Genomic DNA, 12930 nt, shown 5'->3' with positions numbered 1-12930 from the left:
CTTTTTGCGATGGCAGATGCGCTCAGCCCTGTTGTTGCCGATCTAAATTCGCTTGATCGCGAAGCGCTGATTGCATTGCTCATCGCAGAGCGCGAGAAGCGCATCAGCAGCGACAGCGAGATCGAACATCTCAAGCTGGTCATTGCCAAGTTGCAGCGGATGCTCTTCGGCAAGAAGAGCGAGAAGGTCGCACACGAACTCGAACAGCTTGAGCTCAAGCTCGAAGAACTTGAGACGCGCGAGTCGGAAGTCATCGCTGCACGCCCACAGTCACAACCCACTTCACCTAAAGCGAAGTCCGCACGTCGTCCGCTGCCTGAGCAGCTGCCGCGCGAAGTGCATACACATCTGCCGCCGGAACAAGCGTGCCCGGAGTGTGGCGGAGCGTTGCACAAGCTCGGCGAAGATGTCGCGGAGATTCTTGAGCGCGTGCCTGCAACGTATAAAGTCATCCGTCACGTGCGCGTGAAGATGGCCTGCGCGAAGTGCGATTGCATTGTGCAGGCTCCTGCGCCGTCAAGGCCGATCGAGCGCGGCATTGCTGGTCCTGCATTGCTGGCGCATGTGCTGATCGCGAAGTTCTGCGACCATCTGCCACTTTATCGACAGTCGGAGATCTTCGCTCGTGAAGGCATCGAACTCGATCGTTCGACACTGGCCGACTGGGTCGGCCACGCCAGTCATCTGTTGGCGCCACTCGTCGATGCCACACGCAAGCACGTGCTCGAGGCGGGCAAGATTCATGCAGACGACACACCGATTCCCGTGCTTGCTCCAGGCACAGGTAAAACCAAAACCGCGCGGTTATGGACCTATGTACGCGATGACCGCCCGGCCGCTTCTGATGCGCCTGCTGCCATCTGGTTCGCGTACACGCCCGACCGAAAGGGCGAGCATCCGCGCCAGCATCTGAGCAACTTCAGAGGCACATTGCAGGCAGATGGCTACGCTGGATTTCATCACCTTTATGAAGGCGGCAAGATTCATGAGGCCGCGTGTTGGGCTCATGTTCGGCGCAAGTTTTATGACATTCAGGTGGCAACCAACTCCGTGATGGCCGCTGAAGCAGTCGAGCGCATCGGTGCACTCTATGTCATCGAGAGCGACGTGCGCGGCAAGCCTCCTGACCTTCGCCAGCAAGTGCGCCAGTCACGCAGTCGACCGCTCGCGGACGAACTTCATGATTGGCTCAACAAGATGCTGACACGTTTGTCGCCGAAGTCCGACACGGCCCTGGCGATTCGCTATGCGCTCGCGCGATGGCGTGCGCTTACGCGCTATCTCGACGATGGCACAATCGAGATCGACAACTCCGCGGCCGAAAGAGCCCTGCGCGCGGTCGCGCTTGGTCGTAAGAATTATCTGTTTTGTGGATCGGATGCTGGCGGTCACTCCACCGCTGCGATCTATTCGTTGATCGGCACAGCCAAGCTCAACGGCGTTGAGCCGGAACTCTATCTGCAGCGCGTCCTCGAAAAGATTCCAGATTGGCCTATCTCGCGCATCTCCGAACTTCTGCCCTGGAACTTCTCGGAATCTCTGACCAATCCCGCCTGATCTCATGTGTCCACTTAAAAATACGTGGACACTTGAGATCTCGATTCACAAGATGAGCTCCCGCGCAATACGGCCTGTGGATGACGCTTACGGATAATCTATTTGATCACCGTTTCTTTTGGCTGCTCATACAGAGATAAACGTTTAGCCTAGCAGTCGCTCGGTCTTGAGCAATGCTAATAATGTTTCTGTTACCGCATTGTCCAAGCAATTGACCCAACGACACCGGAACTGTGGGTAAATGAAAGGTTGGCCGGAAGGCACGGATTGCCAAGCCTTATTGAGGTTCTTATGAGCGTTTTAAAGCGTTTCCTTATGGGGCACCCAGGCCGAGCACATCCTTATGTCTTGGGAACTTTCCCGTTCAGTGCCACATAAATTTAAAGACCACATTTCATGCGGTTATACCGCTCATGGGATCTGTGCGGGGGCGAGCCATAAGGCTCGCCCTACCGCAACCGAAAGATGTATTCCGTAATCTTTCCCTTGCTGGCCTTGACTACGACGGGCAAACCGTCAGGCTTGCCCCATCACCACCAAGATGAACTACTATCTATAAGCTAGTGCTCTGCTTAGTAGAGAAGGCAGTGCGAAGACGGCTAAGTTTTAAACTTGCCTCTGGATCCTCTTTCCCATGTTGCAGCGCTGCTACAGCTAGTATGATAAATATTCCAAGGAAGAAGCCCACTATGGTACTTACAATTACAATAATTCCTCGCTTTGGAGATGATCTTTTCTCCGGAGGGGTGGCAGGATCTATAACCTGAATAACTGCCCCTTCCTTCGCTTCATCGAGTTTGGCTATCTCATATTGTTTTGCCAGCAATTCGAAAATAGTTTGATAATACTTCACATCGCGCAGCTTACGCGTATATTCCATCCCGCCATTGGCGACTTGGCCTTTTGTAAACGATGATTCATTATCTGGCGCCTCTGAACCTCCTAATTTTGCAAGTTCACTACGCATACGAGCTAGTTCCTGCTGTGCTTCCTGTAGCTTTGAATTTTCGTTTGTCGCATAGGTCTGCATGCCCTGAATTTCAATTTCCTGGGCCTCAATCTTGGCTCGCAACGACATCGTCATTTGCAGCAAACCGCGTGACTGACTATCTGTTTCTAGCACTCCTGTTTTCTGCTCCGTTTGTTGAAGCGCCACTTCTGCATCTGCAAGATTATTCTTGGCCTGCTCCAACTGCTGCTCAAAAAATATCCGGCGTTGTCCGGCTTCGGTTATTGCCAAATGCTGCGATAAAGCATGAAACTGCTCGACATAGCCGTTGGCTAGCTCTGATGCTCTTCTTGGATCCTTATCTGTAACGGATATGCGAATCAGTCCATCTTTTCCTGACCCGTCCAATTTCGCATGATCTTCAAATTTTTTGCATGCATCTGAAAGAGTTTTTCCGCGGTACTCCTGCATTAAATTATATTTCTGCACCATCGCAATTTCCACTGTATTTGTCTTAAACATTGCAATGTACATGTCATTAGGATTTTTCAACCCCAAACTACTTCCTGCTAACTGCGCTATACCTCCGAGTTGGGAGGTCAAAGCAGAAGCCAGAGATGAGCTTTGCTGCGGAGGCATAATAGCTACCTTCGCTGTGTATTCTGTAGGCAGAAGAAATGAAATAATTAAGGCCAATACTGTGCACCCTGCTGTAATACTAAAAATCATGCGCTTGTGTTCGGCTAGAAGAATAAGCAGATCCAGTAAAGAAATTTCTTCCTCTTCCCTTTCTGATTTTAAAAAGGGACCTTCAGTCTGACGGTTTTCTGTGCTCAACAAATTGTTTTCCATTCATTCCTACCGAATCTGATCTGAAATCTTGTCAACATGATTTTATACCAGCACTGCAATCTTATCCCTTATATCAACGCGCCAAATACAATCTTCCTACCCTGTAAATACAAGATAAAGAAATAAGTAATAAGCTGTCCCCATCCTGCCTGTGAAAGTAGTAATTGTATTTGTACTCGAAAAAGTAGAGTTTGAATGTCTTGCCGCAATTGGAGAAAATAGCACATGGCTCTTAACCGAGCCAGCGAGCGAAGCAACTGTCTGGATCATAGGCAGCATAGGGACGAATATTCCTGGGTATGAAGGATAGGACATACGTTTATTGGTATTCATGCCGCCTCACCTTTCCATACTGCTAGATCGCTTTGGAATCAACGGTTTTGTCTGACAGCAAACAGAGTATTGTTCCAACAAACAAACACCAAATGCCCCGTCCTGCTGAAGAGTCTCCAGTAGAACGGGGCGTAAAGGGTTTATTCAAGAATTGCGATGGTCGCTGCGCCAATGGCCAGTTGCGAGAACATCTGGGACCACTCGATAAAGCTCTTCAGGTTGACGTTCGGGCGGAAGTTCTTGTCTGGAACTACGAGAGTATCGCCGGGATTCAATTTGGCACTCTCGAATTTATTTCCAAAGGCTGTATGCGCTCCGGCACGATTGAGCACTGATCCGTCGGCGTGAATGACAAACGCCTGCTTCGCATCAGCATTCCGGTTAAATCCTCCAGCCAGTTTCAGATAGTAGTTAACTGTTCCAGTTTTCTCATGCAGGAAAGTGTTCTGGTCATAGACCGAGCCCACCACGCTTACCGTAGCCGGCGTTGGCGGAATGATCAGATGATCTCCATTTTCCAGCGTGAGTGCGGGCAGATCATCAATCGAAGAGCTTGAGGCATGCATGTTGAGCACCACACGACCGGTGGCGCGAATCTTGCGCAACTGGTCAACGAAATCCTGATAGACTTGGCTGTTGTCTCCAGTATTCACCTGACCAGACATGGCGGCATAGTTGGCCATGGCAATGGAGCTGCGCGAAGTTTCCAGCTCGACATTGTGCACATACTCATCGATGCGTTGCTGCTGCATGATGCGGGCAGATTCGCGATCAAGTTCTGCGCCGTAAAGATAGGCCTTGCCAGTAAGCCCACCCGCACGCCTTACCACATCGCGCAGGGTTTCGTCGGAGCCTACGCTGTATGTTCCTGCGTGCGCCACTTCTCCCTCAATGGTAACGTATTTGGTTTGCTGCGCCAAAGGCACGCGAATATCATTCTGCGAAAAGATCGTAACCGTATCGCTGGCTTGAAGAACCAGATCCTGGCTGGGGTCATGCTGATTGATGAGCTTGCCCAGATCAAACGGCACAAGCGAGGTCTTCAGGGTAACCGGGTCCATGCGTTCAATGACTGCATATTCCCAGTTAATCTGGTTGGGAGTTACCTGTACTTTGTTTTTCTTTACCGCAGGCTTGCCTGTAGCTGGATCGACCGCAGCATTTGCATTGGTCGGACTGGCCAGAGAAGCAAAGCCACCGCTCTGTGTATCTTCTGATTGACTACTCTGGGCGCTCAGTCCGCTGGAGGTAATGGCACCTGCAGCCCCCTGAAGACCCTTTTGCGCGCTTGTTCCAGTGGACTGCAGCTGCGCGGTTGGGGCAGGACGAGCGCTCTGCTCATTGTCCCCGGTAAGCATATCCTGTAGCGGATTGTTGGGGGTAATAGCAGACTCGTATTCCGGAGTGCCAAGGCCCAGATGGCTGCGCTTCCACCAATAATCGCGGCTGACCAATGATTCACGGTCTGGCAGCAATTCACTCAGATGCATATTCTCATGCCATCCATAGTGCCCCGCGTTAGCGACATTGCCGCGCAGGGTGACGGATTTCTGATATGCCGGAAGAATCGAGTAAACGCGTACGATGTCGCCATCATTGAGCGATACTGCCTTGCCGCTCTTGTCCAGAGTGAAGTCCATGGCGCGGCGCTCATTGTTTTCGGCACGATCCAGAGAAACCTGAGTGCGGGCAGTCATCGAAGAGAGGCGTCCGGAAGCTTCCAGCAGATCCGCCACGGTTTCGCCCTCGCGCAGCTCGTAGATCGCAGGATTGTGAATGCTGCCGATCATCGCCACCTGGGGGCCGACGGGCGGGATATAGAGCACGTCTTCGGGCTGAAGCCGGACGTCTTTGGACTTGTCGCCACGCAGCAGAAAATCATACAGATCGAAGTCGGTGACCACTTTGCCATCCCGCTTAAGCTGAATGTGACGCAACGATCCAGACGGAGCTGGCCCGCCACTGGCAAAGAGCGCGTCCACAAGCGAGCTGAGCGAACTGACTGTGTACATGCCAGGCTTGCGTGCCTGACCGGCAACATAAACCTGAATCAAACGGATCCGGCCAAGGTCTGCGGCCAAATCGAAATTACGATAGACACGACCAATTGCTGCCCGTAAATGATGGTCCAGTTCGGAAAACTTCAGGTCTGCCACATGTACGGAACCGACCTGCGGAATATAGATATTGCCGCTACGATCAATGCGAAGATTGCCGGTGTAGTTGTAGCCGCCCCAGATGCGTACGCGCAGTTCATCGTCTGTACCTAAAACATAGTCTGAACTAGCCGTAGTCAGATTGCTGGAAGTAAAGCTAACAGGCACCTTCAAAAACAGACTGGCACCATAGATGTCGAGACGCTGGCCTGTTGTTGCCGCAACAAATTTCTGGAATTCCGTAGGCGGCGCGAGCGAATAGGTCTGCTTGGACTGTAACAACTGTAGACGCTGTGCGGAAGTCAACGTACTGAGTGCGGCTGCTTCATCGCTGGAAGAAGTGGCATTGCGGGAACTCGTCCCGCTATTCATGCCAGACCAATCCGTAGACACGGAAGTCATGGAAGACATCGACGAGCCGGTTCCTGTCATTCCAGTCATTCCCATGGAGGTAGCACCTAACGACGACGCTCCTATGGAGGACGCATCCATGGATCCCGAAGAGAGTGCCGAACTACCATCCGTGGAGCCGGTCGAGAGCATGGAACTTCCATCCATAGAGTCGGAGGATTGGCCGTGGGCACAAAGCGCCGAAGATGCCATTAAAAAACCAAGCACAAAAGGAACAAGCAGGCGAATTCGCATAATCCTATTTTCCTGCACCCGAATGTGGTGCAACAAGTTGTTTGTAAAAAAATGATGTCTTTGCTGCATCGGGATAACTACTTCCAGCTTCCAGTTCCATTCTGAATCGTTTCAAGGACCAGTCCGAGCCCGTTGCCCCATTCCGGCAGACGAACTCCAAATGTTGCCGCCAGCTTTTCTGGGCACAGCCTTGAGTTACGTGGTCTTTCTGCAGGGCGCGGAAACTTCTCGGTTGGGATGGGCGTGAGTTTGGGCGTGGGCGTGGAGAGCTTTTGGGCAGAGAGAGAAAAAATCTCCTCCGCAAAGCCAAACCACGATGTTTCTCCGCCGTTAGTCAGGTTATAGACTCCCGAACGGCCATCGATTCCCTTCCCCGAAGGTGCAAGAACCTGCGACAGCACATCCGCCGTAGCCTGGGCAATGCACTCGGACGTAGTGGGCGCGCCAATCTGGTCAGAGACAATGCTGAGCTCCGGGCGCGTCTGCGCCAGCTTCAGCATGGTCAGCAGAAAATTATTGCCGCGCGCACCGTAGACCCAACTGGTACGGAAGATCAGATGATTGCACCCTGTGGTGGCAATCGCCTGGTCACCGGCCAGCTTGGTGCGGCCGTAGGCGTTCAACGGTGCGGGGGAATTTTCTTCGGTCCACGCAGCGGAGCCAGAGCCATTGAAGACGTAATCGGTGGAATAGTGAACCAGCAATGCGCCCAGCTTTTTTGCCTCTTCGGCCAGAACCCCCGGAGCGGTTCCGTTGATGGCCAGCGCCTTCTCTTCTTCTTCTTCGGCCTTGTCGACGGCGGTATATGCTGCCGCATTCACGATGACTGCGGGGCGGTGCTCCGCAACGGCCACGCGCAGCGTCTCCGGGCGGGTAAAGTCCACCTCGGGGTATTCCACACTGACCACATCCCCCAGACAGCAGAGTTTGTGGGCGAGTTCCCAGCCTACCTGACCGGTTCGGCCAAAGATAAGAATTTTTTTCGACTGCATGAGGCTCCGTCTTTCGGTTTTAGAGGTCTTCGTAGACATCGGCGTTGGCGAGAGTTACTGCCGCGCCATCCTTTGCCGAAAGCAGCGGTTCACTGTCGAGCGGCCACTCGATGCCGATCGCTGGATCGTTCCACAGAATAGAGCGTTCATGTTCCGGCGCGTAGTAGTCGGTAGCCTTGTAGAGAAAATCTGCCGACTCGGAGAGCACCTGAAAGCCATGTGCAAAGCCCGGCGGAACCCAGAAGAGTTTTTTGTTCTCCGCGCTCAACTCCACGCCCACCCACTTGCCGAAGGTAGCCGAATGACGCCGTAGATCAACAGCCACATCAAAAACCCGGCCCGCAACCGCACGGACCAGCTTCCCCTGCGGGTGCTGAATTTGATAGTGCAGGCCGCGCAAAACATTCTTTGTGCTGCGCGAGTGATTGTCCTGCACAAAGTGATAATCCAGACCTGCCTCACGCATCACGCGCTCGTTAAAACTCTCCAGAAAAAATCCCCGCTCATCCCCAAAGACCTTGGGTTCAAAGATGAGTACTTCAGGGATGGACGTTTTTACAACCTGCATCTAACTGGCCTCCGGGTGGCGCAGAATCTCTTTGAGATATTCGCCGTAGCTGTTGCGGATTCCTGCGGCCAGCGTTTCCAGTTGTGCCGCATCAATAAAGCCCTGCCGGTAAGCAATCTCTTCCGGACAGGCAACCATCAGACCCTGGCGCTTCTGAATCGTCTGTACAAAGGAGCTAGCTTCAATGAGCGAATCATGCGTGCCCGTGTCCAGCCAGGCAATGCCACGACCCATATTTTGCACCTGCAGTTGGCCGCGCTCCATGTAGACGCGGTTGACGTCGGTAATTTCCAGTTCGCCGCGTGGGGATGGCTTCAGGTTGGCGGCGATATCAATCACCTGATTGTCGTAGAAATAAAGTCCGGTGACAGCCAGCCGCGACTTCGGCTCTTTGGGCTTTTCTACCAAATCAATTGGCTTGCCCGTTTTGTCCAGAACCACCACGCCGTAGCGCTCCGGGTCCTTCACCGAATAGGCAAAGACCGTGGCCCCCAGAGACTGCGCGGAAGCTGCCTGCGCCATTTCCGCCAGATTATGGCCAAAAAAGATGTTATCGCCCAGGATCAGTGCGGAATCATCGTTGCCTACAAACTCGCGCCCCAGGATGAAAGCCTGTGCCAGGCCGTCCGGCGAAGGCTGCACGATGTATTCAATGCGCATTCCCCACGACGCGCCATCGCCAAGCAACTGCTGAAAGCGCGGCGTGTCCTGCGGGGTGCTGATGATTAGCACTTCCCTAATCCCCGCAAGCATCAACACGCTCAGCGGGTAATAAATCATTGGCTTGTCATAGACCGGCAACAATTGCTTGCTGACTGCGTGCGTCAACGGATAAAGACGCGTGCCCGATCCGCCGGCCAGAATAATTCCCTTGCGTCCGCTCATGCCTGCTCCTTTGCGCGGCCATCGTATTGCACGCCTATCCACTCACGATAGGCGCCGCTGGTTACCCGCTCCACCCACTTCTGATTGGCCAGATACCACTCGATGGTCTTGCGAATACCGCTCTCAAAGTTTTCCTGAGGCTTCCAACCCAGTTCACGTTCCAGCTTGGTGGCGTCCATCGCATAGCGCCGGTCATGGCCGGGGCGGTCCTTCACATATGTGATCAGGCTGCTATAGGGATTTTTTGCCGGTACCAGATCGTCCAGAATTCCGCAGATGGTTTTCACCACATCCAGATTCGGCTTCTCCGCCCTGCCGCCCACGTTATAGCACTCGCCTAGCCGCCCGCCCGCCATCACTGCGCGAATCGCTCGGCAATGATCGCCCACATATAACCAGTCGCGCACCTGCTGGCCGTCGCCGTAGATAGGCAGAGGTTTTCCGGTCAGGCAGTTGTGAATGATCAGCGGAATCAACTTCTCCGGAAAATGGTGTGGACCGTAGTTGTTCGAGCAATTGGTGGTCAGCACCGGCATTCCATAGGTATGGAACCAGGCACGCACCAAATGGTCGCTGGCCGCCTTGGAAGCGGAGTACGGTGAATTCGGCGCATACGGCGTTTCTTCCGTAAAGGCCGGATCCGTCGGCGAAAGGCTTCCGTAAACCTCGTCCGTGGAGACGTGCAGAAAGCGAAAGCTTTTTTTCTCGTCTTCCGGAAGCGTGTTCCAAAGCGCGCGCGACGCTTCCAACAAGCGAAATGTACCGTCAATATTGGTGCGCAGAAATTCGTCGGGCCCTAAAATCGAACGGTCCACATGGCTCTCCGCAGCAAAGTGCACCACTGCGCGAGGCTTGATTTCCGTGAAAAGCTGCGTCATCAACGCGCTGTCACAAATGTCGCCCTGCACAAAACGGAAACGTGGATTGCCTTCCACAGAAACTAGATTTTCCCGGTTACCCGCATAGGTTAGTTTGTCGAGAACAACCACCGGACCTGTCTCTTCGCTGATCCACTGCAAGACAAAATTCGATCCGATAAACCCGGCTCCGCCGGTCACGAGAATAGGGGCAGGTTGCGTCATGCCGGTGAAAGCTCCTGGTCCAATCAAATATGTTGCATTTAATTCTGAATTCTACTACTACGATCCATCCTGATTTCCAGTGTAGACCGCGGTTTATTGCCGATGTGAATACTACCCACCTGCTGGATTTCACCTTTCTCTATCGATGAAATCCAGCAACCGCTCAGTTAGAAAAACTTAGTTTCAGGTCTAACAATCAAACGTCCGGCAAACTACTTATACGTTCCAGGTGGAAAATCCACGCAGACGCTGTTCGGCAACATCCCGTTCCTGCTGAGAGATTGTGGAATCATTCACAATTTCTTCACAGATCGTAATCTGCTCCTGCAACCAGTTACGCAGCTCTTCCTCTTCCAGACGCTTTCTTTTCTCTTCTTCAGCGGCCAGCTGCGCCTGATTCTGCATCCGATTGCGGAAGGCCACAAACGTCTGGCCCACAAACGACTTTGGCACCGTGGCCAAAATCAGCCCGGTGGGATTGGCGATACTGCGATTCGTCCGAATCAGCTCCAGCTTCTCCCGGACGAAAAATGCAATCTCCTCTGCAGTTGCGTCCGGCTGCTCGCTTCTGCAGTTTCGTACCAACTGAATAGCCGCATCCTCGTCTACCGGCCAATAAAGATTGAGCGCCTCACTGACTTGCAGCAGATCCCCCGCCGGAATCTCCGTGTTCTGCATGTGCCCGGCCATCGCGCGGTGAACAGCAACCTGCTGCAAGTGGCGCTGCCGTTTGGAGAGAGCAGGCTTAGGTAACGTTTCATCCCCTGAGGTCTTTTGGTTCGCTGAGGTTGATTTAATCTCTACGCCTGATTCAGTGCAAAACAGCACACCCTTGTTCCTCAGCACATACTCCAGCCCCGCCGCCCGCCGGCGCTCCAGGATCTGCTTGTAGGAGTAGACCCGGTACTTGCGCGGCTTCGAGCTAACCGTCTCAAAATCCTCTATGATTTCGATCGCCAGCTTCTCATAGAGTCGAGAGATATTCTGCCGCACATTCTTCTTGGCCATATTGGCGCGCATTCCGATCTCGGCTGCGCCAATTGAAATCAACCGCGAACCATTCAGATCTGCAGTTTCAGGCTTTCCTGAGCGCCAGAGGATTTGATAGATTGCCTCTTCACCGAGGGAATGGCCATCCTGAGCCAAAACGCATTTCCGAATTTTAGAACGACCCACCCCAGGAATTAGATGTGTTGACAATGGGACAGATGCCACCGTACGCATTGACAAAAGAACCTCTGCGCCCAAAACGACCTCAGGGTACGTTTCGACCCCTGGGGTTACTTGCTCCCTAAGGGTTATTACTTTCCCTGGCCGTTTTATGACGTCTGGTCTCTTTGTAGCCTCAGGCTGCTTTGCACTGCCAGGAATCGCTATAGCTTCTGGGGTGTTTTTGGCCGCTGCGTGCAGATAGTTTTCAGGCTTAACCTCTTCGAATCTCACCGCCCGATCTTTGACACGTCCGCCAGATACCACCGTAGGCAGAGGCTCCTGTTCTTTCTGCGCGAAAGATAAACCCTCAACCTGTCCAGCCAACCCACCGGGAAAGTTCGGCAGCTCTGCGCGTCCTCCCTGCGCCAGCTCAGACTGCTCAAGATAGCCATCAACCCCAGATGACGTTTCATCCCCTGGGGTTGATTTGCCCCTTAGGTACCTTACTGCCTCTGGGGTCGTCTTGATGCCTACGGCTACTTCGGCCTCTACGTTCTTATCTTCCTCAGGGAGAATATCTCTCTGAGAGGTAGCATTACCCCCCCCCTGGGCCGGGGGTTCTAGCTCTCCTATTTCTTCCCTGATCTTCACGCCATCTTGAAGGAATTCAGGAACATCCCCAACAGGCGAATCCTCTAACACAGCAGCTACATTACCAAGTACCGCCCGGCCCTCTGGAGATGTTTCGTTCCCAGGGGGTAATTCTACCCCTGGGCTTACTTGGCTCTCTGTAGTCAAAAAGGCTTCAGGGGGTTGCTCGGCTGCTGGGGCTTGGTAGTGCCCTGCCCGCGCAAGATTAAGTGCATTCGACGCCCGCACTACATCCGCAGGAACGTCCAGAAAAGAGGTCATTCCCTTAAGCGCAGGAGCCATGGCGGCAACTGTGTAATCCAGTGGCTCGATCTTTTTTCGACGTGCGCTACGCGGAGATGCCATTCAAATCATCCTTGAAAATCTTCATTAGCTCTTCGGCTACCTCGTGGTAGTCCTCAACCGCCTTGCATTTCGGGTCATAATCCGCCAGAAATAGCCCGGAACGCGCCGCCTTGGTCACACTTTGATCGGTACGTATGGCGTGCAGCAGCGGGATGCTCATCCCGCTGGAAAGCCCTTCCAGGCCATCCAGAATCGCGCTAGTCATGGCCAGACGACGATCCACCATCACCGGCAACAAGCCAATGGTGCGAATGTTGGAGCGCAAAAGCTGATTCAGCGACTTGGATGCCTCGATCGAAGCCATCGCACCCTGAAACGACAGCGTGTCCATGGCAATCGGAATCAAAACGCGTTCCGCGTAGACCATGGCACAGGTCTGCAGCAAGGTAATCGAGGGACTCACGTCGATCAGAACCACGTCGTAGTCCTTCTCCACCTGAGAAAAAAGTTGGGTAAAGGCATGCTCACGCGCGACATTCCCCATCAAAATCGTCTCAACTTTGGTGGTTTCGCGGTTTGAGCAAAGCACATGCAGGGAATCGGTCACCTTCACGATGCAATCATCAAAACGCAGGCGCTCGATCACGAAGTTGTACAAGCCGTATTCTGGCTTCAGATTCAGGACGCTACTGATCGACCCCTGCGGGTCCGTGTCAATCACCAGAACCTTCAGGCCGTAGTCGCTAAACTCCCGCGCCAGGGTTGTGGTTGTCGTGGTCTTTGAAACACCGCCGCGTTGATTGGAAATAACCAGTCGAATCAT

The 12930-nt window shown here is 53.3% G+C and carries 10 protein-coding genes; 2 read left to right on the top strand and 8 right to left on the bottom strand.

Features of this window, described 5'->3' with window-relative positions; genetic code table 11:
* Window positions 1-9 precede the first annotated feature (9 nt).
* The gene (gene tnpC, locus ACOBR2_RS21010; RefSeq protein WP_420236151.1) at window positions 10-1557 is read left to right on the top strand and encodes an IS66 family transposase; all 1548 of its coding nucleotides are present in this window, start codon (window positions 10-12) and stop codon (window positions 1555-1557) included.
* A gap of 553 nt (window positions 1558-2110) precedes the next feature.
* Here the strand turns inward: tnpC and ACOBR2_RS21005 are convergent.
* Entirely contained in the window at window positions 2111-3358 is a 1248-nt protein-coding gene (locus ACOBR2_RS21005) for a GumC family protein (RefSeq protein ID WP_420240100.1), read from the bottom strand.
* Between the two features lie 473 nt (window positions 3359-3831).
* Entirely contained in the window at window positions 3832-6249 is a 2418-nt protein-coding gene (locus tag ACOBR2_RS21000; RefSeq protein ID WP_420240099.1) for an SLBB domain-containing protein, read from the bottom strand.
* Here ACOBR2_RS21000 and ACOBR2_RS20995 point away from each other — a divergent pair.
* Window positions 6248-6547, top strand: coding sequence for a hypothetical protein (locus ACOBR2_RS20995; protein ID WP_420240098.1), 300 nt, complete (start codon window positions 6248-6250; stop codon window positions 6545-6547). The two genes, ACOBR2_RS21000 and ACOBR2_RS20995, sit on opposite strands and share 2 nt — an antisense overlap.
* A gap of 22 nt (window positions 6548-6569) precedes the next feature.
* On the opposite strand, the gene rfbD is transcribed toward ACOBR2_RS20995, so the two are convergent.
* From rfbD to ACOBR2_RS20965, 6 genes are all read right to left on the bottom strand, one after another.
* Window positions 6570-7484, bottom strand: a complete 915-nt coding sequence (gene rfbD / locus ACOBR2_RS20990) for a dTDP-4-dehydrorhamnose reductase (RefSeq protein ID WP_420240097.1) — start codon at window positions 7482-7484, stop codon at window positions 6570-6572.
* Between the two features lie 19 nt (window positions 7485-7503).
* Window positions 7504-8052 (bottom strand): dTDP-4-dehydrorhamnose 3,5-epimerase, encoded by a 549-nt coding sequence (gene rfbC / locus ACOBR2_RS20985; protein WP_420240096.1) that lies wholly within the window; start codon window positions 8050-8052, stop codon window positions 7504-7506.
* Window positions 8053-8937, bottom strand: coding sequence for a glucose-1-phosphate thymidylyltransferase RfbA (rfbA, locus tag ACOBR2_RS20980; protein WP_420240095.1), 885 nt, complete (start codon window positions 8935-8937; stop codon window positions 8053-8055). It abuts the gene before it with no gap.
* The gene (gene rfbB / locus ACOBR2_RS20975) at window positions 8934-10019 is read right to left on the bottom strand and encodes a dTDP-glucose 4,6-dehydratase (protein ID WP_420240094.1); all 1086 of its coding nucleotides are present in this window, start codon (window positions 10017-10019) and stop codon (window positions 8934-8936) included. Before rfbB ends, rfbA begins: the two co-directional genes overlap by 4 nt.
* Before the next feature lie 216 nt (window positions 10020-10235).
* Window positions 10236-12167: a hypothetical protein gene (locus ACOBR2_RS20970; RefSeq protein WP_420240093.1), complete on the bottom strand. Its 1932-nt coding sequence runs from the start codon at window positions 12165-12167 to the stop codon at window positions 10236-10238.
* Window positions 12151-12930: a ParA family protein gene (locus ACOBR2_RS20965; RefSeq protein ID WP_420240092.1), complete on the bottom strand. Its 780-nt coding sequence runs from the start codon at window positions 12928-12930 to the stop codon at window positions 12151-12153. The genes ACOBR2_RS20970 and ACOBR2_RS20965 overlap by 17 nt, the downstream gene beginning before the upstream one ends.

This window comes from Telmatobacter bradus (assembly GCF_048629425.1).
Taxonomy (GTDB): domain Bacteria; phylum Acidobacteriota; class Terriglobia; order Terriglobales; family Acidobacteriaceae; genus Telmatobacter; species Telmatobacter bradus.
This window is presented reverse-complemented; position numbering and strand designations above follow the sequence as displayed.